Raw genomic sequence first — 22,964 nt, 5'->3', positions numbered from 1 at the left:
GCGGCGCGCGGGACGGGGCGGCGGCGCCGTGGCCGGCCGGGGCGGCGGTCGGGGCCGACGGTCACCCGGAACCGGTCGCCCGGCGGGTCAGCCCAGCGCCTCGTCCAGCAGGTCCGCCCACTGCGCCACCACTCGCTCCCGGCGGGCCGTGTCGTCGGTGAGGAGGGTGGCGAGGCCCAGGCCGCGGGCCATGTCGAGGAGGCCCTGGACGGTTTCGCGGACGCCGGGGCGGGACTCGTCGGCGCCGAGGAGTTCGACGGCGATGCGGTGGGACTCGCGGCCGACGCGCAGCTCCAGCTCGGTCACGCGCGGGCGCAGCTGTTCCTCGTGGGAGGCGGCGACCCACAGGTGGAGCGCCGCGCGGAAGACGGGGCCGGTGTAGAGGCCGACCAGCGCCGCGACCACCGCGCGGCGGTCGCCGGCCGCGGCGCCGTCCGGGAAGAGGGCGCGCAGGGCGGTGGAGCGCTCCTCGGCGACGTACTCGACGGCGGCCGTGAAGAGGTCCTCACGGGTCGGGAAGTGGTGCTGGGCCGCCCCCCGGGAGACGCCCGCGCGTTCGGCGACGACCGAGACCGTGGAGCCCGCCCAGCCGTGCTCGGCGAGGCAGGCCACGGCGGCCTCCAGGAGCCGCTGCCGGGTGGCCCGGCTGCGGTCCTGCTTGGGGACCCGTTCCGCACGGTCGGTCGTGCTCACACCACCCATTCCGGATCCCGTCGTTCGAGGAAGGCCGTCATTCCCTCGCGCGCGGGGGCGGAGGCGAAGAGGCGTGCCGAGAGCGCGGTCAGGGCGGCCGCGTCCCGGTCGAAGGTCTCCAGCACCCTAGCCGTGAGCAGTCGTTTCGTCTCGGCCAGGGCCTCGGGGGCGGATCTGCGCAGCCCGTCGAGGATCGGTGCGAGGACCTCGTCCACGTCGTCGCCGGCGACGGTGAGCAGGCCGGCGCGGACGGCTTCGGCGGTGTCGAGGCGCTCCCCGGTGAGGTAGTAGCGGGCCAGGGCGCGCGGGTCGGTGCGGGGCAGCAGCGGCAGGGAGACGACGGCCGGGGCGACCCCGATGCGGACCTCGGTGAAGGCGAACGTCGCCGCGCGGGAGGCGACGGCGACGTCACAGGCGGCGAGCAGGCCGAGCCCGCCCGCGCGGACGTGCCCGGTGACCCGCGCGACGACCGGTCTGGGCAGCTCGACGATCTGCCGGAGCAGGCCCACCAGCGCCTCGGGCGCGGGCGGGTCGCGCAGGTCGGCGCCCGCGCTGAAGGTGTTGCCGGTGTGGGTGAGGACCACCGCGCGCACGTCGGTGTCCTGGCCGGCGTCGGCGAGCGCGCCGGCCAGTTCGCCGACGAGGGCGGCGGACAGGGCGTTGCGGCGCTGCGGGGCGTCGAGGGAGAGCGTTTCGACGCCCCGGGTACGCGTGCGGCCGATCAGGGTCACGAGGGCTCCTCGTGCGCGGCGCGGAGCTCACGGCGCAGGATCTTCCCGGAGGCGGCGCGCGGGACGCCGTCGACGAAGGTGACGCGCCGGACGCGCTTGTACGGGGCGACGTGCTCGGCGACGTACCGCATGACCTCGTCCTCGGTGAGCTCCGGGGCGGACGGCCGGCGGACGACGTGGGCGTGCGGGACCTCGTTGCCGTCCTCGTCGTGGACGCCGACGACGGCGGCGTCGGCGACGCCGGGGTGGGTGAGGAGCAGCGCCTCGAGTTCGGCGGGGGCGACCTGGAAGCCCTTGTACTTGATGAGTTCCTTCACACGGTCGACGACGAAGAGCCAGCCCTCGCCGTCGACGTGGCCGACGTCCCCGGTGTGCAGCCAGCCGTCTCCGTCGATCATGGCGGCGGTGGCGTCGGGGCGGCCGAGGTAGCCCTTCATGACCTGCGGGCCGCGGATCAGGATCTCGCCGGGCTCGCCGGGGCCGAGGTCCTGGCCGGGGTCGTCGAGGGAGACGATCCGCATCTCGGTGCCGGCGATCAGCTTGCCGACGGTGCCGGGCGGCGCGTCGTGCATGGCGTCCAGGGGCACGACGTGGGTGCCGGGCGACAGCTCCGTCATGCCGTACGCCTGCCCGACGGGCGGCAGTCCGAGCCGCCGCGAGCAGGCGGCGGCGAGGTTCGCGTCCAGGGGCGCGGCGGCGCTGACGACGTGCTTCAGGGACGACAGGTCGTACCGGTCGACCAGCGGGTGCTTGGCGAGGGCCAGCACGATCGGCGGGGCCACGTACAGGCCGGTGATGCGGTGGTCCTGGACGGCCGCGAGGAAGGTCTCCAGGTCGAAGCGCGGCAGGACGACGACGGTGGCGCCCTGCTGGAGCGGGGCGTTCATCAGGGCCGTCAGGCCGTAGATGTGGAAGAAGGGGAGCACCGCGAGGATGCGGTCGCCGGGGCCCGCCGTGATCGACGGCTGGAGCTGGGCGAGGTTGGTGGCGATCTGCCGGTGGGTGAGCATCACGCCCTTGGGGACGCCGGTGGTGCCGGAGGAGTACGGCAGCGCGGCGACGTCCTCGACGGGGTCGATGTCGACCACCGGCTCGGGTGCGGCGGAGGCCAGCATGTCGATCAGGGAGCGGTGTCCGGGCGCGCTGTCGCAGACGAGGATCTCCTCGATCCCGCCGGCCAGCTCGGCGGCCCTGCGCGCGGTCTCCAGCAGCGGTGAGACGGTGACGATCCAGCGGGCCGCGCAGTCCCCCAGCTGCCTGCCGAACTCCTCGGCGGTGGCCAGGGGGTGCACGGTGGTGACGGAGGCGCCCGCGCGGGTGGCCGCGTAGAACGCGGTGGGGAAGGCGATGGTGTTGGGGCTGTGCAGGGCGAGCACGTCGCCCTTGCGCACGCCCGCCCCGGCCAGGGCGGCGGCGATCCGCCGGTGGAAGCGGTCGACCTGCTCGTAGGTGAGGGTGGTGCCGTCGGTGCCGTCGATCAGTGCCGGGGTGCTCCCGAACTCGGCGGCCCGGGCGAGCACCGCGTCGTGGATGGGGAGGTCCACGGGCGGGACGTCCGCGTACTCGCTTCGGAACACGGTTCCTCCAGGACGGCCGAAGGGGCCTAGTACGACTTGGGAAGGCCCAGGGTCTGGTGGGAGACGTAGTTGAGGATCATCTCCCGGCTCACCGGGGCGATGCGGGACACGCGCGCGGCGGTCACCAGCGAGGCGAGCCCGTACTCGCGGGTGAGGCCGTTCCCGCCGAGGGTGTGCACGGCCTGGTCGACGGCCTTCACACAGGCCTCGGCCGCCGCGTACTTGGCCATGTTGGCGGCCTCGCCCGCGCCCGCGTCGTCATCGGCGTCGTAGAGGTGGGCGGCCTTCTGCATCATCAGGCGGGCGAGTTCGAGGTCGATGTGCGCCTGCGCGAGGGGGTGGGCGATCGCCTGGTGGGAGCCGATGGGGGCGTTCCAGACGGTGCGCTCCCGCGCGTACTCGACGGCGCGGGCGAGCGCGTGGCGGCCCATGCCGATCGCGAAGGCGGCCGTCATGACGCGTTCGGGGTTCAGGCCGGCGAAGAGCTGGAGCAGGCCGGCGTCCTCGTCGCCGACGAGCGCGTCGGCGGGCAGCCGTACGTCGTCGAGGACGAGCTCGAACTGCTTCTCGACGGCGTCGAGTTCCATGTCGATGGGGCGCCGCCGGAAGCCCTCGGCGTCGCGCGGGACGATGAACAGGCAGGGCTTGAGCTTCCCGGTGCGGGCGTCCTCGGTGCGCCCCACGACGAGGGTGGCGTCGGCGATGTCGACGCCGGAGACGAACACCTTGCGGCCGGTGAGGAGCCAGTCGGTGCCGTCGCGGCGTGCCGTCGTGGTGATGCGGTGGCTGTTGGAGCCGGCGTCGGGTTCGGTGATGCCGAAGGCCATCAGGCGGCTGCCGTCGGCCAGGGCGGGCAGCCACTCCCGTTTCTGGGCCTCGGTGCCGAAGCGGGAGATGACGGTGCCGCAGATCGCCGGGGAGACGATCATCATCAGCAGGGGGTTGCCGGCGGCGCCCATCTCCTCGAGCACCAGGGAGAGTTCGGTGATGCCGCCGCCTCCGCCGCCGTGGGCCTCCGGCAGGTTGACGCCGATGTAGCCGAGCTTGGCGGCGTCCTGCCAGAACTGTTTGCCGTCCGCACCGGAGGTGGCGCGGGGGCGGCTCCTCGCGAACGCGGCGACCGCTTCGCGCAGGGCCCTGTGTTCTTCGGATTCGACGAGGGTGGTCATGCGGCTCCTTCGGCTGCGGGTTGTTCGTGGCTGGTCGCGCTCGCGCGGCGGAGCCGCATGTCCCCTGCGGCCCCGCGCCCCTAGGCCGGCTGCACCACCGCCAGCACCGCGCCGGGCTCCACCTGCTGTCCCGTCACGGCACGGAGGGTGCTGAGCGTCCCCGTGACCGGGGCGGTGATCTCGTGCTGCATCTTCATCGCCTCCAGCCACAGCAGGGGCTGTCCGGCCTCCACCGCGGCTCCCTCGGTCAGGCCCTCCGCGACGCGGACGACCGTGCCCGGCATGGGGGCGAGGAGGGAGCCGGGGGCGTGCTGGACGGTGGGGTCGGGGAAGCGGGGCAGGGCGGTGAGGGCGGTGGCGCCCGCGTACACGCGGTCGCCGTGGCGGCTGACCTCGTAACGGCGCCGTACGCCGTCCACGTCGAGGATCACGAGGCCGGCGTCGGCGTGCACGACCCGCACCCCGTCGGCCGCCAGGCCCTCGCGCGTGTGCCGGTAGCGGACCTCGTGTTCCTCGCCCGCCCGCGCGTACCGCTTGACCTGCGGCTGCGAGGGCACGTTGCGCCAGCCGCCGAAGCGGGAGCGGCCGTGGGCGTCGGCGAGGGCGGCGGCGAGCGGGGCGTACGGGTCGGGGGCCGGGGTGGTCAGTTCGGGCAGGTGCCGGTCGTAGAAGCCGGTGTCCATGCGCCCTTCGGCGAACTCCTCGTGCCGTAGGGAGCGGACGAGGAGGTCCCGGTTGGTGACGGGGCCGTGGATCACCGCGCGGTCCAGCGCCGAGGCCAGCTTGCGGAGCGCCTCCGCGCGGGTGGGGGCGTGGGCGACGACCTTGGCGATCATGGGGTCGTAGTGGACGCCGATGTCGTCGCCGTCCGTGTAGCCGGTGTCCAGGCGCACGGCGCCGGGGACGGCGAGGCGGTGCAGACGGCCGGTCTGCGGGGCCCAGTCGTGGGCGGGGTCCTCGGCGTAGAGGCGGGCCTCGACGGCGTGTCCGCGCGCGGCCGGCGGTTCGTCCGCGAGGGCGTGGCCCTCGGCGACGCGGATCTGCTCGGCGACGAGGTCGAGCCCGAACACCTCCTCGGTCACCGGGTGTTCCACCTGGAGGCGGGTGTTCATCTCCAGGAAGTGCGCCCGGCCGTCGGCGACGAGGAACTCGACGGTCCCGGCGCCGACGTAGGAGACGGCACGCGCGGCGCGTACGGCGAGGGCGTGGAGCTCCTCGGCGAGCGGGCCGGTGAGACCGGGTGCCGGGGCCTCCTCGATCACCTTCTGGTGGCGGCGCTGGAGGGAGCAGTCGCGGGTGCCCAGCGCCCACACGGTGCCGTGGGTGTCGGCGAGCACCTGCACCTCCACGTGCCGGCCGCCCTGCACGTACGGCTCGACGAACACCTCGCCGTCGCCGAAGGCGCTCGCGGCCTCCGCGCGGGCGGCGTCCCGTTCGCCGTCCAGGTCCGCGAGGCGCCGTACGATCCGCATCCCGCGTCCGCCGCCGCCCGCCGCCGCCTTCACCAGCACCGGCAGGTCGGCCTCGGTGACCTCGCGCAGGGGCTCGACGCCCATCAGCTCCTTGGCGCGCGTCTTGGACGCCATCGCCTCGATCGCCTCCGGGGGCGGCCCGATCCACACCAGGCCCGCGTCCCGCACGGCCCGCGCGAAGCCGGCGTTCTCGGAGAGGAAGCCGTAGCCGGGGTGCACGGCGTCCGCGCCGGCCGCGAGGGCGGCCTTCACGATCAGGTCGCCGCGCAGGTAGGTGTCGGCGGGCGCCGCCCCCGGCAGGCGTACCGCCGTGTCCGCCACGCGTGCGTGGCGGGCGTTCCCGTCGGCGTCCGAGTGCACGGCGACCGTGCGGATGCCCAGCTCACGGCAGGTGCGGGCGATGCGGCAGGCGATCTCGCCCCGGTTCGCGACCAGCAGGGAAGTGATCATCGGTCCCTCACATCCGGAAGACGCCGAAGCCACCGCGCGCGCCCTCGTAGGGGGCGGTGTGGATGGCCGACAGGCACAGGCCGAGGACGGTGCGGGTGTCGCGCGGGTCGATGACGCCGTCGTCGTACAGCCGCCCGGACAGGAACATCGGGAGTGACTCGGACTCGATCTGCTGCTCCACCATGGCGCGCAGCGCCGCGTCCGCCTCGTCGTCGTACGGCCGTCCCTTCGCCGCCGCCGACCGGCGGGCGACGATGGACAGCACGCCGGCGAGCTGCTGCGGGCCCATGACGGCGGACTTGGCGCTGGGCCAGGCGAAGAGGAAGCGGGGGTCGTAGGCGCGGCCGCACATGCCGTAGTGCCCGGCGCCGTAGGAGGCGCCCATGAGGACGGACAGGTGGGGGACGCGGGAGTTGCTGACCGCGTTGATCATCATCGCGCCGTGCTTGATGATGCCGCCCTGCTCGTACTTCTCGCCGACCATGTAGCCGGTGGTGTTGTGCAGGAACAGCAGGGGGATGTCGCGCTGGTTGGCGAGCTGGATGAACTGGGCGGCCTTCTGGGACTCCTCGCTGAAGAGGACCCCCCGGGCGTTGGCGAGGATGCCGACGGGGTAGCCGTGGAGAGCCGCCCAGCCGGTGGTGAGGCTGGTGCCGTAGAGCGGTTTGAACTCGTCGAAGTCGGAGGCGTCGACGATCCGCGCGACGACCTCGCGCGGGTCGAAGGGGGTCCTGAGGTCGCCGGGGACGATGCCGAGGAGTTCCTCCCCGTCGTACTCGGGCGGTGCGGCCGGTCCCGGGTCGCCGTACGCCTTGCGGTGGTTGAGGCGGGCGACGACCCGGCGGGCCTGGCGGAGCGCGTCCGGTTCGTCGACGGCGAAGTGGTCGGCGAGGCCCGACACCCGCGCGTGCATCTCGGCGCCGCCCAGGGACTCGTCGTCGCTCTCCTCCCCGGTGGCCATCTTCACCAGCGGCGGCCCGCCGAGGAACACCTTCGCCCGCTCCTTGACCATGATCACGTGGTCGGACATGCCGGGGACGTAGGCGCCCCCGGCGGTGGAGTTGCCGAAGACGACGGCGACGGTGGGGATGCCGGCCGCCGACAGCCGGGTGAGGTCCCGGAAGATCGCGCCGCCCGGGATGAAGATCTCCTTCTGGGAGGGCAGGTCGGCGCCGCCGGACTCGACCAGGCTGATCACGGGCAGCCGGTTGGCGAGCGCGATGTCGTGGGCGCGCAGGGCCTTCCTCAGCGACCAGGGGTTGCTGGCGCCGCCGCGCACGGTCGGGTCGTTGGCGGTGATCAGGCACTCCACGCCCTCCACGACACCGATGCCGGTGACGAGCGAGGCGCCGACGGTGTACTCGCTCCCCCACGCGGCCAGCGGGGAGAGCTCCAGGAAGGGCGTGTCCGGGTCGAGGAGCAGCTCGATGCGCTCGCGGGCGAGCAGCTTGCCGCGCTTCCGGTGCCGTTCGACGTACGTGTCGCCGCCGCCCGCGAGGGCCTTGGCGTGCTCGGCGTCGAGTTCGGCCAGCTTGGCGAGCATGGCGTCGCGGTGCGCCCGGTACTCCGGGTCGGCCGTGTCCAGGGCGGATGCGAGGACCGTCACAGCAGGGCCTCCGGGATGTCGAGGTGCCGGGAGCGCAGCCACTCGCCGAGCGCCTTGGCCTGCGGGTCGAAGCGGGCCTGCGCGGCGACGCCCTCGCCGAGGATGCCCTCGACGACGAAGTTCAGGGCGCGCAGGCGGGGCAGTACGTGCCGGGTGACGGGCAGGTCGCGGGCCTCCGGGACCATCTCGCGCAACCGCTCGACGGTCAGCTCGTGCGCGAGCCACCGCCAGGCGTCGTCGGAGCGGACCCAGACGCCGACGTTGGCGTTCCCGCCCTTGTCGCCACTGCGGGCGCCGGCGACGAGACCGAGGGGGGCGCGTCTCACGGGCCCCGCGGGCAGCGGCTCGGGGAGTGCGGGCTCCGGTACGCCGGCGAGTACGGCGGTGTCGTGAGGCGCGTCCACGGCGATGCGGCGCCCGTCGGGGAGGACGGCCACGTGGCCGACGTCGCCCTGGGGGACGTGCACGTCCTCGAAGACGCCGTAGGGGGTGCCCTTGCCCGGTGGCGCCATCACATGGAATCCGGGGTAGCTGGCCAGCGCCAGCTCGATGGCGGCCCCGCTCAGCGCCCGTCCGACCGCCTCCGGCGCGGGGTCCCGTACGACGAGCCGCAGCAGCGCGCTCGCGGTCTCCTCGGTACCGGCGTCGGCCCGGTCGGTGCGGGCCAGCTCCCAGCGCACCTCGGCGGGAGGGGACTCGGCGAGCGCGTCGGACATCTGCTCCCGTACGAGGTCCGCCTTGGCCTCGATGTCGAGCCCGGTGAGCACGAACACGACCTCGTTGCGGAAGCCGCCGAGCCGGTTGAGCCCGACCTTGAGCGTGGGCGGCGGGGCCTCCCCCCGGACGCCCTCGACGCGCACCCGGTCGGGTCCGTCCTGGGTGAGCCGTACGGTGTCCAGCCGCGCGGTGACGTCCGGCCCGGCGTACCGGGCGCCGCCGGTCTCGTAGAGCAGTTGCGCGGTGGCCGTGCCGACGTCGACGAAGCCGCCGGTGCCGGGGTGCTTGGTGAGGACGCTGCTGCCGTCGGCGTGGAGTTCGGCGAGGGGGAATCCGGGCCGTCGCAGCTCGCCGGGGCGGCGCTCGCCGAAGAAGGCGTAGTTCCCGCCGGTGGCCTGCGTCCCGCACTCCAGCAGGTGTCCGGCGACGACGGCCCCGGCGAGCCGGTCGTGGTCCGCCGGCGCCCAGCCGAAGTGGGCGGCGGCCGGCCCGGTGACGAGGGCCGCGTCGGTGACCCGCCCGGTGACGACCACGTCGGCGCCCGCGCGGAGGCACTCCGCGATCCCGAAGCCGCCGAGGTAGGCGTGGGCGGCGAGGCTGCCGGGGTACCGCGCGGTGAGGTCGTCGCCCTCGACGTGGGCGACCCGTACGGGGACGCCGAGCCGGCCGGCGAGGGCCCGTACGGCGTCGGCGAGCCCGGCGGGATTCAGCCCGCCGGCGTTGGTGACGATCCTGACGCCCCGCTCGTGGGCGAGCCCGAGGGTCTCCTCCAGTTGTCGCGGGAAGGTGCGCGCGTACCCGGCGGAGGGGTCCTTCAGCCGGTCGCGGGCGAGGATGAGCATGGTCAGTTCGGCGAGGTAGTCGCCGGTGAGGACGTCGACCTCGCCGCCGGTGAGCATCTCGCGCAGGGCGCCCGCGCGGTCGCCGTAGAAGCCGGAGAAGTTCCCGACGCGCAGGGTCACCGGGTGCCCTCCTTCGGCGGGCGTCCACCGCCGGGGGGCCCGGCGAAGGCCTGGGCGATGTCCAGCCAGCGGTCGGCGTCGGGGCCGTCGGCGGTGAGGGCGAGGTCCGCGCGGTGGGCGCGCCGGGTGACGAGGAGGCAGAAGTCGAGCGCGGGGCCGGTGACCCGCTGGGGCGCGTCCTCGGGACCGTACGCCCACACCTCGCCCCCCGGCCCGACGAGCTCGACCCGGAAGGGGGCGGCCGGCGGGGTGAGCCCGTGCGTCATGTGGGCGAAGTCCCGTGTCCGCACCCCGAGCCAGGCCACATGCCTGAGCCGGTCGCCGGGTGGCCGCGTCACACCGGTCGCGTCCGCCACGTCCTGTCCGTGCGCCCAGGTCTCCATGAGACGGGCGGTGGCCATGGAGGCGGCGGACATGGGCGGCCCGTACCAGGGGAACCGCGCCCCGGCGGGCGCCTCCCGCAGCGCCTTCTCCAGCGCCGCGCGCCCCTCCCGCCAGCGCGCGAGCAGCTCGGCGGGCGCGGCCCCGGCGTACTCCTCGGCGCCCTCGTCGACGAAGGTGTGCGGGGCGGCGAGGGCCCGCTCCACCAGCGTCCGGAACCCGTCCGGGTCGGTGACGGCCAGCAGCGCGGAGCGGTCGGTCCAGGCGAGGTGGGCGATCTGATGGGCCACGGTCCAGCCCGCGGCGGGCGTCTGCAGCGCCCACTGCTCGGTGCCGAGTCCGGCCACCAGTCGGTCGAGCTCCTCGCTCTCCTCACGCAGATCGTCGATCACGGGCGTCGGATCGGACACGAGGCGCTCCCCTCGGGACACGGACACGGCGGTGTGCGACGCGGTTGCGTGGAGCATGGCAGCGGGGCCATAAACAAGCAAGCATGCTTGCATGAATTTTCCGGCCGACCGCATACCGACCGACCCTCCCGTCGAGCCGTCAGGCGAGAGGATCGGGCGTGACCTGCCAGATGGTGACGAGCTCCGAACGTGGCGTGGCCATGTAAACGAAAAATCCGCCGGAGACGAAGGCGTGCTTCGCCCCTTCGTCCATTCCCTGCTACGCGGGCCCGTGGAGGTGGAGCGCTTCCGCCGCTCCGACCAGTTCGTCAGCCGCCTTCTTCACCTCGGCGAGGAAATCCGGCGGAGCTCCGTCCGCGACGGTCCCCTCGTCGGGGACGTATTCCCGACGCCAGGTCACTCCGCGTGCACCGCCTTGGCGGCGTCGCGGTACAGGGAACTCGCCGTTGCCAGATGTGTGCGTGCCTCGTCCGCCGTAGTGGCGATCCGGGCGAGGTACTCGGCGCGGTGGTAGGCCTGAGCCATGGCCGGGTGACGCTCGATCTCGATCAGAGCGGCCCAGTGGCTGAGGTAAGCGTGTACCGGCTTGAGCGAACCGTGCTCCACGGCCTCCGCGAGCGCTTGGTCCTTTGCCCGGTCGTACGCCGCCAGAAGGCCGGGGGCGACGACCGTGCAGGCGGCCCGCAGGGCACCCGGTGTTCGCTCGGGGCGAGGGATCAACGGGCGATCACCGACGGTCTCACTGTGCTGCACGCTCATGGCGCTGTTCCCTTCGTGCCTCCGGGGACGTGCCGGTCACGCGGCAAGGCCGGTTGTTTCGAGAGACGGGAGCGACTCTGGTCCTGACGCGGCTCGCCGTGCCCGGCGATCGTCAGGAGACGGTCTCCGCTCCCTTCACCCTCCCCCGCCCCACCTGCGTCCGCACCGCGCCCATGCTCGCCGCGATGACCAGGGCGATGGCGGCGGCCTCGGCGGTGGAGAGGGCCTGGTCGAGGACGAGGAAGCCGGCGGCCGCGGCGAGGGCCGGTTCCAGGCTCATCAGGACGGCGAAGGTGGAGGCGGGCAGGCGGCGCAGGGCGAGGAGTTCGAGGGTGTACGGGAGGACGGAGGACAGCACCGCGACCGCCGCGCCCAGGCCGAGGACCGTCGGGTCGAGGAGCTTCGTACCGGACTCGACGACTCCCAGCGGCAGGAAGAGGACCGCCGCCACGGCCATGGCGAGGGCGAGCCCGTCCGCCTGCGGGAAGCGGCGGCCCGTACGCGCGCTGAAGACGATGTACGCCGCCCACATGGCGCCGGCGCCCAGGGCGAAGAGCACACCCAGCGGGTCGAGGCCGCTGAAGCCCCCGCCGCCCAGGAGGAAGACGCCGGCGAGGGCGAGGGCGGCCCAGACGACGTTGACCGCGCGGCGTGAGGCCAGGACGGACAGGGCCAGCGGGCCGAGGACCTCCAGCGTGACCGCCGGACCGAGCGGGATGCGGGCGACGGACTGGTAGAACAGCCCGTTCATCGCCGCCATGGCGACGCCGAAGACGATCACCGTGCCCCAGTCGGCGCGCGAGTGTCCGCGCAGCTTCGGCCGGCACAGCACCATCAGCACGAGCGCCGCCACCAGCAACCGCAGCGTCACGACCCCGAGCGCGCCGGCCCGCGGCATCAGCGTCACGGCCAGCGCCCCGCCGAACTGCACGGAGATCCCACCGGCGAGGACCAGCCCGACCGGCCCGAGGGAACCCCGGCCGCGCGGGGTGCCGGCCGGGGCGGGCGCACGGCCGTGCTGCCCCGTCCCTGCCGTGGTGGACGGGGTGGCTGCGCTGGGGGTGGTCACGGGGCCTTCCAGGGACGTCGGAGCGGACACTTGCCTGTACCGAGTGTGCATCCTGGTGAACTCCTCAGTCCAGAGTACTGAACGGAGTCAGCACCGTGAAGCACTTACATACCTGACAATGCGGCCCCGCACCGCTCAGGTCAACTCCGTTCACCCCATGGACCCGGCGGGTACCGTTCCCACTGGTGATCACCCGCGTCCGCTCCCACACCGTCCGAGGTCCCGTGCGCCGACTCCTTGCCCGTCTCTGGCGGCTCCTGCGCCCCCTGCAGAGCCGCATCATGTGGCTGCTGCACGCCAAGTACGTGGTGGGCGTGACCGGCGTGGTGCGCGACGACGAGGGGCGGGTGCTGCTGCTCCGGCACCGGATGTGGCCGCCGGGCCGCCAGTGGGGCCTGCCGAGCGGCTTCGCCCGCAGGGGCGAGGACTTCCGGGCGACGGTGGTGCGCGAGGTCAGGGAGGAGACCGGCCTCGACGTGGAGGTGGGCCGCCTGGTCATGCTGAACAGCGGCCTGCGCACCCGCCTGGAGGTGGCCTACGAGGCCCGCCTGCTCGGCGGCGACCTGCGCCTGGACCCCTTCGAGATCCTGGAGGCCCGCTGGTGCCGCCCGGACGACCTCCCGGAGGGGGTCCAGCCGGTGTGCCACCCCTTGGTCCGGGGCGAGACGGCTCCCTGAGACGGCGGCTCATCCCTGGTCCAGCGCCGCCGCCAGCACCTCCGCCAGGTGCCGTCCCCGTACGCCCGCCAGTTGTTCCAGCTGCGTCCGGCAGGAGAAGCCGTCGGCCAGGACGACCGCCCCCTCCGGAGCCTCGCGCACGGACGGGAGGAGCCGGTCCTCGGCGCAGGCGACCGAGACCTCGTAGTGGCCCTTCCCGAAGCCGAAGTCGCCGGCCAGTCCGCAGCAGCCGCCCGCCAGTTCGCCGGTGAGGCCGGCCGCCGCGCGCAGCCGGCGGTCCGGGTCCTCGCCCAGGACCGCGTGCTGGTGGCAGTGGGTCTGGCCGGTGACGGGCCGGTTCAGGGAGGGCGGGGTCCAGTCCGGGGCGTGCCGCTCCAGGGTCTCCGCGAAGGTCAGGACGCGTGCGGCGAGCCGGGCCGCGCGGGGGTCGTCGTGGAGGAGCTCCGGGGCGTCGGTGCGCAGGGCCGCCGCGCAGCTCGGTTCCAGGACGACCAGGGGGGCGTCGGTGGCCAGGACCGGTTCCAGGAGGTCCAGGGTGCGGCGCAGGACCGTGCGGGCGCGGTCGAGCTGGCCCGTGGAGACGTAGGTGAGGCCGCAGCAGACCCGGCCCCTGCGGGCCGTCAGCAGAGACAGGGCCGAGCGGCTGCGGGCGTCGCCCACCGGGCGGCTCCCCGGCCGCAGCGTGGGCGGCAGCGCCACCCGCAGGCCCGCCGCCTCCAGGACCCGTACGGCCGCCCGGCCCACCGACGGGGAGAGGTGCTCGGTGAAGGTGTCCGGCCAGAGCACCACCGGTTTCCCCTCACCGGAGGGCCCTCCCCGCCTCCGCCACCACCGCGTGAACGTCTCCCCCGCCACCCGGGGGATCTCCCGCTCCCGCGCGATCCCGCCCAGCCGCTTCGCCGCGCTCGCGAGCGGCTCCACCGACGCCAGGGCGTTCACCGCCCCCGCGGCCCGCGTCCGCGCCACCCAGCCCAGCCACACCGGCAGCCACCCCATCGCGTAGTGGGCGGCCGGACGGCGGCGGCCCGCGTAGTGGTGGTGCAGGAACTCCGCCTTGTACGTGGCCATGTCGACCCCGACCGGGCAGTCCGAGCGGCAGCCCTTGCAGGACAGGCACAGGTCGAGGGCGTCCCGCACCTCCGTGGAGCGCCAGCCGCCGGTCACCACCTCGCCCGCGAGCATCTCGTGCAGCAGACGCGCGCGTCCGCGCGTGGAGTGCTCCTCCTCGCCCGTCGCGCGGAACGACGGGCACATCACCGCCGGCCCGGACACGGACGTCGTACGGCACGTGGCGACGCCCACGCAGCGGCGCACCGCCGCCGAGAAGTCGCCGCCGTCGGCGGGGTAGCCGAAGGCGACGTCGACCGGTTCGCGCGGCAGGACGGAGAAGCGGAGGTCGGCGTCCAGGGGTGCCGGACGGACCAGCACGCCCGGGTTGAGCAGGTCGTCCGGGTCCCAGACGCCCTTCACCCGCTCGAAGAGGGCCACCGTCTCCGCGCCGTACATGCGCGGCAGCAGCTCGGCCCGCGCCCGCCCGTCCCCGTGCTCGCCGGAGAGCGAGCCGCCGTGCGCCACGACCAGGTCGGCCAGTTCCTCCGAGAAGCGCCGGAAGCGGGCGACGCCCGGCGCGGTCAGCAGGTCGAAGTCGATGCGGACGTGGATGCAGCCGTCCCCGAAGTGCCCGTACGGCGTGCCGCGCAGCCCGTGGTCCGCCATGAGGGCCCGGAAGTCGCGCAGGTACGCGCCGAGCCGGGCGGGCGGCACCGCGCAGTCCTCCCAGCCGGGCCAGGCCTCCGCACCGTCCGGCATCCGGGTCGCCGTACCACCGGCGTCCTCCCGGACGCGCCACAGCGCGCGCTGCCGGGCCGGGTCGGTGATCACCAGGGCGTCCAGGACGTCGGCCGCGCGGACGACGCGCTCCGCGCCCGCGCGCGCCTCGGCCGTCGTGTCCCCGCCGGTCTCCACGAACAGCCAGGCGCCCCCGCGCGGGAGGTCCGCCCCGGACGGCACCAGATCGGCCGCCATGCCCTCCACGGTCAGCGGGCCGAACGGCAGCAGCCCCGCCGCCGCCTGGGCCGCCCCGCTCTCGTCCGCGTACGCCAGCACGGCGAGCGCCCGCGCGCGCGGTGCCCGTACGAGGTCCACGACCGCCTCCGTGAGCACGCCCAGGGTGCCCTCCGAACCGCAGAGGCTGCGGGCGACGTCCGCGCCCCTCTCGGGCAGCAGGGCGTCCACCGCGTAGCCGGAGATGCGGCGCGGGAGGTCGGGGAAGCCCGTGCGCAGACGGGCCAGTTCGCCGTCCACCAGGTCCCGCAGCCCCGCCGGGGCGCCGGACCAGTCCCGGCCGGGGCGCAGCCGCTCGCCGCGCGGGGTGACGACCGTGAGCCCGCGCACGTTGTCGGCCGTCGTGCCCCAGGCCACCGAGTGGGAGCCGCAGGAGTTGTTGCCGATCATGCCGCCGAGGGTGCAGCGGCTGTGGGTGGAGGGGTCCGGGCCGAAGCGCAGGCCGTGCGGGGCGGCGGCCTCCTGGAGGCGGTCGAGGACGAGTCCCGGCTGGACCACGGCGGTGCGGGCCTCCGGGTCGAGGGAGAGCAGGCGGTTCATGTGACGGGTGAAGTCGAGCACCACGCCCGTGCCGGTCGCCTGCCCCGCGATCGACGTGCCGCCGCCGCGCGGGACCACGGGGACGCCGTGCGTCCGGCACACCGACAGCGCCGCCGCCACGTCGTCGGCGTCCCGGGGGGCCACCACGCCGAGCGGCACCCGGCGGTAGTTGGAGGCGTCCATCGTGGTCAGCGCCCGTGCGGTCGCGGTGAAGTCGACCTCGCCGCGCACGGCCGCCCGCAGCCCGGCCAGCAGGTCCCGGTGATCCGTCATGCCCTCAGGATGCCTCCGCCGCGTCCGGGCGCGGGCGGCGGCGCCCCCTGCCCCGTGGCACCGCGGAAGGCGCCGACAGGCGTCCGGGACGAGGTGATTGACTAAAACGGAAGTCGGATCTTCCCAAGTCGAACACGAACTCTCATATAGTGACCGCGAGTTGTGCGTAGTTGTCGGACTCGCTCAAAAGCGACCCCGAAACCGGGTCCGGCACTCCTGTGAAACCGCCCGAGGGCCGCGCAGACACGACGGTGTACGCCCGCGGACCGACCGAGGACCGACCGAGGACCGACCGAGGACCCTGATTGATGACCTCCCCCCTGCTCCCCGGCGACCGCCCCACCCCCCGCAGTCTGCTGCCCGTCCCGCTGCTCACCGCGGCACTCGCCGCGGTCGCGGTCGTCGCCGCCGCCCTCCTGGTGCCGGACTCCGCGGTCGGCGCCGTCACGACGGTCGGAGCGGTCGCCGCCGTGCTGCTGTGCGCGGCCGCCGCGGTGGCCACGTACGCCGTCCTGTCGGCGCGGGCCACCCGGACCCGGCTGGACGCCGTCACCCAGGACGTCGGCCGGCTGCTCCAGGAGCGCGCCCGGACGGCGGAGGAGTCCCGCCGCCGGCACGAGCGGCTGACCGGTGAACTGACCCGCGAGCGCGCCCGGCTCTCCGCCGAGCTGGACCAGGAGCGCGCGCACCTCGTCGAGGCCCTGGCCGCCGAACGCGACCGCCTCGCCGAGCAGCACGCCGCCGACACCGCCCGCCTGACGCGGGAGCACGCCGACGAGCGGGCCCGGCTCATGGACGACCACACCGCCGCACTGCAGCGGCTCGCCGAGGAACACGCCGGGAAACTGCGCCTCATCACCGAGGAACACGACGCCCACAGCGCCCGGGCGGCCCGTGACCACGCGGAGGAGCGCGACCGGCTGGCCGGGGAGCGGGACCGGCTCGAGGCGGACCGGGACCGGCTCGCCGCGGAGAACGCGCGGCTGGCCGCCCGGCTGCGCGAGGCCGACGGCGCCCGGGCCGCCGCGCTGTCCGCGACCGCCAACGCGGCCGGCCGCATGCAGGCCCTGGCCACCGGCATGCTCGCCGACCTGCGCGCGATGGAGGAGAAGCACCACGACGAGGAGGTCCTCGCCGACCTGCTCCACCTCGACCACCGTACCGCGCAGGCGGGCCGGCTCGCCGACTCCGTCGCCGTCCTCACCGGCGCCCGCTCCGGCCGCCGCTGGGCCCGGCCCATCTCCATGGAGTCGATCCTGCGCGGCGCCATGGGCCGGATCAGCGGCTACCAGCGGGTCCGCGTCCACTCCGCCAGCGACACCGCGGTCGCGGGCCACGCCGCCGAGGGCGTGATGCACGCGCTCGCCGAACTCCTCGACAACGCCGCGAACTTCTCCCCGCCCACCGCCGAGGTGCACGTCTACGTCGAGGAGGTCCCGGCCGGGGTCATCGTGTCCGTCGAGGACAGCGGCCTCGTGATGGGCGAGGCGCAGCTGCGGCGCGCCGAGCGCGCGGTCTCCGGCGAGTCCGCCGGGCTCGGCGGCCTCACCGGCACCCGGCTCGGCCTCGCCGTGGTCGGCCGGCTGGCCCGGCGGTACGGGCTCCGGGTCTCCTACCGTCCCTCGGCCCGCGGCGGCACGGGCGTCCTGGTCCTCGTCCCGCAGGACATCCTCGTACCGCCGGACGCGGCGCCCGCGGCCCCGGCGGCGGGAGCCGTCCCCGCGTCGGCGCCCCGCGCCACCGCTCCGTCCGTCCCCCCGGCCCCCGCCGCCCCCACCGGGGCGCTCGGCCCCGGGTCCCCGAAGCCCCCGGCGGACGAGGCGGCCGGCGGCCTCCCCCAGCGCCGCGGCGACCGCGCGGAGGCCGCCCCCGGCCGGCCGGAGCCGGAGGCCGGCCACGTCACCGCGGACGACGGCGCCGGCCCGGACGGCGGCGGCACCGCCCCGGCGGACCGGCCGGCGTCCTCCGGGGACACCCGCCCCGCCCTTTCCTACGCGGCCGCCCTCGCCGGCACCGACCTCGACCCCGACCCGGTGCCGACCCACGAGTCCCCGGACCGGGACTCCGACGCACCGCCGCTCGTGCTGCCCCGCCGGCGCCGGGGCCGCACCCTCGCCGAGGCCGAGCGCATCCGCCCGGGCGGCCGCGACACCACCCCCCGGCCCGCCCCCACGGCCGAGGAGACCAAGGCGCGCACCGCCCGCTTCAGCAGCTTCCGCCAGGCCGTCCGTCCCCCCACCCCGGACGACACGGCCGACCCGGACACCGGCACCGCCACGGACGCCCCCGGCCCCGGCGGCACCACCCCCGACCCGACCCCCGACGCACAGCCCACCCCCGCGACCCCGGAAGGCGACACCACCTCATGACCGGCACGACGACCGCCGACGAGAAGCTCACCTGGCTGCTCGAGGGCCTGCTGGAGCGAACGCCGGGCGCGCGGCACGCGCTCGTGCTCTCCCGCGACGGCCTGAAACTGTGCCGCACCCCGGAGCTCTCCGCCGACCAGGCCGACCAGCTCGCCGCGATCGCCGCCGGCATCCAGTCGCTGTCGCACGGCGCCTCCGTCGAGTTCGGCGACGGCAGCGGCGGCGTGCGCTCGGCGATGACCGAGTTCTACGGCGGCGTGCTGTTCATCGTGGAGGCGGGCGAGGGCGCGCACCTGGCCGTGGTCACCGCCGAGGACGCGGACGCCGGGCTCGTCGGGCACAACATGAGCGAGCTCGTCGAGCAGCTCGGCGAGCACCTGACCGCCCGTCCGCGCACCTCATGAGCAGGCCCGGCAGGGACGACGCCCCGGACCGGCTCTACACCCTCACCGGGGGGCGCAGCCGGTCCGGCCCCGACAACCCCTTCGACCTGGTGACCCTGGTCGTCGCCGAGTGCGATCCGGTGCCCGGCATGCAGTCCGAGCACGCGGCGATCCTGCGGCTGACCGAACGCCCCACGGCGGTCGTGGAGATCGCGGCCGAGCTGAAGCTGCCCGTGAGCATCACCCGGATCCTGCTCTCCGACCTGCAGGCGGCGGGCCGGGTCAGTGCCCGTCACCCCCGCAAGGCCGCCGTACCCGACCCCGACATCCTGGAGCAGGTGCTCGTTGGACTCCGCAACCTCTGAGACGCGCACGCCGCTGGGCGCGTCGGCCGACAACGGCCTGAAGATCGTGGTCGTGGGCGGCTTCGGCGCCGGCAAGACCACGATGGTCCGCTCGGTCAGCGAGATCCGTCCCCTCAACACCGAGGAGACGATGACCCAGGCCGGAGAGGCCGTCGACGACACCAGCGGGGTGCGCGGCAAGACCGCGACCACCGTCGCCTTCGACTTCGGCCGCATCACCCTCGACGCGCGCAACGTGCTGTACCTGTTCGGCGCGCCCGGCCAGGAACGCTTCTGGTTCCTGTGGGACCGGCTGTTCTCCGGCACGCTCGGCGCGGTCGTGCTGGTCGACACCCGGCGCATCGACGACTCCTGGTACGCCATCGACCGGCTGGAGAAGCACGGCACGCCGTTCATCGTGGCCTGCAACGACTTCGGCGGGCCCACCTTCACCCCGCAGCAGATCCGCGAGGCCCTGGACCTCGACCCGCACGTCCCGCTGGTGAACTGCGACGCGCGGTCCCGGGAGTCCAGCAAGATCGTGCTGATCACGCTGGTGGAACACGTCCAGGCCCTGTACGCCGACCCGGCCCGAGCCCCCCGTCAGGAGCTGGTGTGAGTCCCGCCTCCGTACCCGATGCCGTCCGCTTCCAGGGGGCCCTGCTCCAGGACGACCCGGCCCGCGTGTACCGGGAGATGCGCCGCGAGCACGGCAGCGTCGTCCCGGTGGTGCTGGACGGCGACGCCCCGGCGTGGCTGGTGCTCGGCTACCGCGAGCTGCACCAGGTCACCGGCGACCCGGTGCTGTTCAGCCGCGACTCCGAGCTGTGGAACCAGTGGGAGAACATCCCCGACGACTGGCCGCTGCTGCCGATGATCGGCCGCAGGCAGCCGTCGATCCTGTACACCGTCGGCGAACGGCACCGTGAGCGGGCCGGGATGCTGGTGAACGCGCTGGAGGCGGTCGACCCGTTCGAACTGCGCGGCTACGCCGAGAAGTTCGCCGACGAACTGATCGACGGCCTCTCCCCCAGGGGGACCGCCGACCTGATCGGCGAGTTCGCGATGCTGCTGCCGGTGCGGGTGCTGGCCCGGCTCTACGGCTTCTCCGACGAGGAGGGCCCGGCCCTGGTCACCGCCCTCAACGACATGATCGACGGGCGGGAGCGGGCGCTGGCGGGCCAGACCCACCTGTTCACGTCGATGACGGGACTGGTGGCCGCCCGGAAGGACGCGCCCGCCGAGGACGTCGCCTCCCGGATGCTCGCCGACCCCTCGGGCTTCACCGAGGAGGAGATCGTCCAGGACCTGATGGTGATGCTGGCGGCCGGGCACCAGCCGACCGCCGACTGGATCGGCAACTCGCTGCACCTGATGCTCACCGACACCCGGTTCGCCGCCTCCCTCTTCGGGGGCCGCAACAGCATCGCCGAGGCGATGAACGAGGTGCTGTGGGAGGACACGCCGACCCAGAACGTCGCCGCCCGCTGGGCGTCCCGCGACACCCAGCTCGGCGGCCGGCGGATCCGCGCCGGCGACATGGTGCTGCTCGGCCTGCAGGGCGCCAACTCCGACCCGCAGGTGCGCACCGACGGCTCGGCGCTGACCGGCGGCAACAGCGCCCACTTCTCCTTCGGCCACGGGGAACACCGCTGCCCGTTCCCGGCGCAGGAGATCGCCGAGGTGATCGCCCGGACCGGCATCGAGGTCGTGCTGGACCGGCTGCCGGACATCGACCTCGCGGTGCCGGCCACGAAGCTGACCCGCCGCCCGTCGCCGTGGCTGCGCGGGCTGTCCGAACTCCCGGTCACGTTCACACCCACTCCCGCCCTTGGAGGCACGCCCGCATGACGGCTGGCACGGACACCCTGACGACCGACACCGAACAGACCCGCATCCCGCTCGACCCCTTCGTCTCCGACCTGGACGGGGAGAGCGCCGCGCTGCGGGCGGCCGGACCGCTGGCCGCCGTGACGCTGCCGGGCGACGTGCCGGTGTGGGCGGTCACCCACCACGCCGAGGCGAAGAAGCTGCTCACCGACCCGCGCCTGGTGAAGGACATCAACGTCTGGACCGCCTGGCAGCGCGGCGAGATCGCCCCCGACTGGCCGCTGATCGGGCTGGCCAACCCGCCCCGCTCCATGCTCACCGTGGACGGCGCCGACCACCGCCGGCTGCGCACCCTGGTCGCGCAGGCGCTCACCCCGCGCCGGGTGGAGCGGATGCGGGAGCGGATCACCGAGCTGACCGAGGGCCTGCTGGACCAGGTGGCCGCGCAGCCCGGCGACACGGTCGACCTGAAGGCGACGTTCGCCTACCCGCTGCCGATGTACGTCATCGCCGACCTGATGGGGCTGGCGGAGGAGCGGCTGCCGCGGCTGAAGGAACTCTTCGAGAAGTTCTTCTCCACGCAGACCCCGCCGGACGAGGTCATCGCGACGCTGACCGAGCTGGCCGGGATCATGGCCGAGACGGTGGCGCACAAGCGCGAGCACCCGGGCGACGACCTGACCTCCGCGCTGATCCAGGCGTCGGAGGACGGCGACCGCCTCACCGACGAGGAGATCGTCGCCACCCTCCAGCTGATGGTGGCGGCCGGCCACGAGACGACGATCTCCCTCATCGTCAACGCGGTGGTCAACCTGTCCCTCCACCCCGAGCAGCGGGAGCTGGTGCTGTCCGGCAAGGCGGACTGGTCGGCGGTGGTGGAGGAGACCCTGCGGTACGCCACGCCGACGTCCCACGTGCTGATCCGGTTCGCGACCGAGGACGTACCGGTGGGCGACAAGGTCCTGCCGGCCGGTGACGCGCTGATCGTGTCGTACGCCGCGATCGGCCGCGACGAGCGGGCGCACGGGCCGACGGCCGGCGTCTTCGACATCACCCGGGAGAGCGCCAACCGGCACATCTCCTTCGGTCACGGCCCGCACGTGTGCCCCGGCGCCGCGCTGTCCCGCCTGGAGGCCGGCGTGGCCCTCCCGGCCCTGTACGCCCGCTTCCCGGAGCTGGACCTGGCGGTCCCGGCGAGCGAGCTGCGCAACAAGCCGGTGGTCACCCAGAACGACCTGTTCGAGCTCCCGGTGAAGCTGGGCGGATGAGCGACACGGGCGGTGGACGGACCGGGAGGGCCCGTCCACCGCCCGTCTCAGCGGACGGACGAGGTTTCGCCGGGGTTTCCCGCAGCCGCTAGGCTCCGGTCGTGGCTGAGATCCGGATTCCTGCTGACATCAAGCCCGCCGACGGTCGTTTCGGTGCGGGTCCCTCCAAGGTGCGGACGGAGGCGCTGGACGCCCTGGCCGCGACCGGCACGTCCCTGCTCGGCACCTCCCACCGCCAGGCCCCGGTGAAGAACCTGGTCGGCAAGGTGCGCGAGGGCGTCCGCGAGCTGTTCCGGCTCCCCGACGGCTACGAGGTGATCCTCGGCAACGGCGGCTCCACCGCGTTCTGGGACATCGCGACCCACGGCCTGATCGAGAACAAGTCGCAGCACCTCACCTTCGGCGAGTTCAGCTCCAAGTTCGCCAAGGCCGCCAAGCTCGCCCCCTGGCTGGCCGACCCGTCCGTCGTCTCCGCCGACCCGGGCACGCACCCCGAGGCGGTCGCCGAGGCCGGCGTGGACGTCTACGCCTTCACCCACAACGAGACCTCCACCGGCGTCGCCATGCCGATCGAGCGGGTGGCCGGCGCCGACGAGGGCGCCCTGGTCCTGGTGGACGCCACCTCCGGCGCGGGCGGCCTCCCGGTCGACATCGCCGAGACGGACGTCTACTACTTCGCCCCGCAGAAGTCCTTCGCCTCCGACGGCGGCCTGTGGATCGGCGTGTTCTCCCCGGCCGCGATCGAGCGCGCCGAGCGGATCCACGCCTCCGGCCGGCACGTCCCGGAGTTCTTCTCCCTCCCCACGGCGATCGACAACTCCCGCAAGGACCAGACGTACAACACCCCGGCGCTGGCCACCCTGTTCCTGCTCAACGAGCAGCTGGAGTGGCTCAACGGCCAGGGCGGCCTCGACTGGTCCACGGCCCGCACCAAGGACTCCTCGACCCGCCTGTACACCTGGGCGGACGAGTCCAAGTACGCCACGCCGTTCGTCACCGACCCGGCCAAGCGCTCCCAGGTGATCGGCACGATCGACTTCACCGAGGAGGTCGACGCCGCCGCCGTCGCCAAGGTGCTGCGCGCCAACGGCGTCGTCGACACCGAGCCCTACCGCAAGCTGGGCCGCAACCAGCTCCGCGTCGCGATGTTCCCGGCGATCGACCCGGCGGACGTCGAGGCCCTGACGAAGTGCGTGGACTACGTCATCGAGCAGCTGTAG

General features: G+C 74.4%; 19 protein-coding genes. 8 read left to right on the top strand and 11 right to left on the bottom strand.

The features are described from left to right. Positions 1-87: 87 nt before the first annotated feature. The 10 genes from ABTY20_RS14570 to ABTY20_RS14525 form a co-directional block, all read right to left on the bottom strand. Entirely contained in the window at positions 88-702 is a 615-nt protein-coding gene (locus ABTY20_RS14570; protein WP_351997344.1) for a TetR/AcrR family transcriptional regulator, read from the bottom strand. Next, positions 690-1,424, bottom strand: coding sequence for an enoyl-CoA hydratase family protein (locus ABTY20_RS14565; protein ID WP_351997343.1), 735 nt, complete (start codon positions 1,422-1,424; stop codon positions 690-692). The genes ABTY20_RS14570 and ABTY20_RS14565 overlap by 13 nt, the downstream gene beginning before the upstream one ends. Then, entirely contained in the window at positions 1,421-3,001 is a 1,581-nt protein-coding gene (locus tag ABTY20_RS14560) for a 4-coumarate--CoA ligase family protein (protein ID WP_351997342.1), read from the bottom strand. The genes ABTY20_RS14565 and ABTY20_RS14560 overlap by 4 nt, the downstream gene beginning before the upstream one ends. Before the next feature lie 26 nt (positions 3,002-3,027). Continuing rightward, positions 3,028-4,170: an acyl-CoA dehydrogenase family protein gene (locus ABTY20_RS14555; RefSeq protein WP_351997341.1), complete on the bottom strand. Its 1,143-nt coding sequence runs from the start codon at positions 4,168-4,170 to the stop codon at positions 3,028-3,030. Between the two features lie 80 nt (positions 4,171-4,250). Next, complete coding sequence (locus ABTY20_RS14550) at positions 4,251-6,092, bottom strand: acetyl/propionyl/methylcrotonyl-CoA carboxylase subunit alpha (RefSeq protein ID WP_351997340.1); 1,842 nt, start codon at positions 6,090-6,092, stop codon at positions 4,251-4,253. A gap of 7 nt (positions 6,093-6,099) precedes the next feature. Then, positions 6,100-7,698, bottom strand: a complete 1,599-nt coding sequence (locus ABTY20_RS14545) for an acyl-CoA carboxylase subunit beta (protein WP_351997339.1) — start codon at positions 7,696-7,698, stop codon at positions 6,100-6,102. Next, positions 7,695-9,377 (bottom strand): acyclic terpene utilization AtuA family protein, encoded by a 1,683-nt coding sequence (locus ABTY20_RS14540; protein ID WP_351997338.1) that lies wholly within the window; start codon positions 9,375-9,377, stop codon positions 7,695-7,697. Before ABTY20_RS14540 ends, ABTY20_RS14545 begins: the two co-directional genes overlap by 4 nt. Then, positions 9,374-10,168, bottom strand: coding sequence for a TIGR03084 family metal-binding protein (locus ABTY20_RS14535; RefSeq protein WP_351997337.1), 795 nt, complete (start codon positions 10,166-10,168; stop codon positions 9,374-9,376). Before ABTY20_RS14535 ends, ABTY20_RS14540 begins: the two co-directional genes overlap by 4 nt. A gap of 396 nt (positions 10,169-10,564) precedes the next feature. After that, on the bottom strand, positions 10,565-10,927 hold the full coding sequence (locus ABTY20_RS14530; protein ID WP_351997336.1) for a DUF6247 family protein: 363 nt from the start codon (positions 10,925-10,927) through the stop codon (positions 10,565-10,567). A 112-nt stretch (positions 10,928-11,039) separates the two neighbouring features. Further along, the gene (locus ABTY20_RS14525) at positions 11,040-11,996 is read right to left on the bottom strand and encodes an EamA family transporter (protein ID WP_351997335.1); all 957 of its coding nucleotides are present in this window, start codon (positions 11,994-11,996) and stop codon (positions 11,040-11,042) included. Positions 11,997-12,220: 224 nt separating this feature from the next. Between ABTY20_RS14525 and ABTY20_RS14520 the strand changes: the two genes are divergently transcribed. Continuing rightward, positions 12,221-12,673 carry an NUDIX hydrolase gene (locus tag ABTY20_RS14520; RefSeq protein ID WP_351997334.1) on the top strand — a complete coding sequence of 151 codons (453 nt, stop codon included), beginning with the start codon at positions 12,221-12,223 and terminating at the stop codon, positions 12,671-12,673. Positions 12,674-12,682: 9 nt separating this feature from the next. On the opposite strand, the gene ABTY20_RS14515 is transcribed toward ABTY20_RS14520, so the two are convergent. Continuing rightward, positions 12,683-15,550 carry an FAD-binding and (Fe-S)-binding domain-containing protein gene (locus ABTY20_RS14515; protein WP_351997333.1) on the bottom strand — a complete coding sequence of 956 codons (2,868 nt, stop codon included), beginning with the start codon at positions 15,548-15,550 and terminating at the stop codon, positions 12,683-12,685. A 308-nt stretch (positions 15,551-15,858) separates the two neighbouring features. Here ABTY20_RS14515 and ABTY20_RS14510 point away from each other — a divergent pair, with 308 nt between their 5' ends. The 7 genes from ABTY20_RS14510 to serC all read left to right on the top strand — a co-directional run bounded on the left by ABTY20_RS14510 (position 15,859) and on the right by serC (position 22,964). Next, positions 15,859-17,919: an ATP-binding protein gene (locus tag ABTY20_RS14510; protein WP_351997332.1), complete on the top strand. Its 2,061-nt coding sequence runs from the start codon at positions 15,859-15,861 to the stop codon at positions 17,917-17,919. Next, positions 17,916-18,323 carry a roadblock/LC7 domain-containing protein gene (locus tag ABTY20_RS14505; RefSeq protein ID WP_351997331.1) on the top strand — a complete coding sequence of 136 codons (408 nt, stop codon included), beginning with the start codon at positions 17,916-17,918 and terminating at the stop codon, positions 18,321-18,323. The genes ABTY20_RS14510 and ABTY20_RS14505 overlap by 4 nt, the downstream gene beginning before the upstream one ends. Beyond that, on the top strand, positions 18,320-18,667 hold the full coding sequence (locus ABTY20_RS14500; protein ID WP_217130489.1) for a DUF742 domain-containing protein: 348 nt from the start codon (positions 18,320-18,322) through the stop codon (positions 18,665-18,667). The genes ABTY20_RS14505 and ABTY20_RS14500 overlap by 4 nt, the downstream gene beginning before the upstream one ends. Beyond that, a complete protein-coding gene (locus tag ABTY20_RS14495; RefSeq protein ID WP_351997330.1) occupies positions 18,648-19,265 on the top strand; it encodes a GTP-binding protein in 618 nt (205 codons plus the stop codon). Before ABTY20_RS14500 ends, ABTY20_RS14495 begins: the two co-directional genes overlap by 20 nt. Beyond that, positions 19,262-20,497, top strand: a complete 1,236-nt coding sequence (locus tag ABTY20_RS14490; protein WP_351997329.1) for a cytochrome P450 — start codon at positions 19,262-19,264, stop codon at positions 20,495-20,497. The genes ABTY20_RS14495 and ABTY20_RS14490 overlap by 4 nt, the downstream gene beginning before the upstream one ends. Further along, positions 20,494-21,744, top strand: coding sequence for a cytochrome P450 family protein (locus ABTY20_RS14485; protein WP_351997328.1), 1,251 nt, complete (start codon positions 20,494-20,496; stop codon positions 21,742-21,744). The genes ABTY20_RS14490 and ABTY20_RS14485 overlap by 4 nt, the downstream gene beginning before the upstream one ends. Positions 21,745-21,845: 101 nt before the next feature. Continuing rightward, positions 21,846-22,964 carry a phosphoserine transaminase gene (serC, locus tag ABTY20_RS14480; protein ID WP_351997327.1) on the top strand — a complete coding sequence of 373 codons (1,119 nt, stop codon included), beginning with the start codon at positions 21,846-21,848 and terminating at the stop codon, positions 22,962-22,964.

It is taken from the genome of Streptomyces sp. NPDC126497 (assembly GCF_040302425.1).
In the GTDB taxonomy this organism is placed as follows: domain Bacteria; phylum Actinomycetota; class Actinomycetes; order Streptomycetales; family Streptomycetaceae; genus Streptomyces.
The sequence above is the reverse complement of the archived record's forward strand: the minus strand, read 5'-3'. Positions and strand labels throughout refer to the sequence as shown.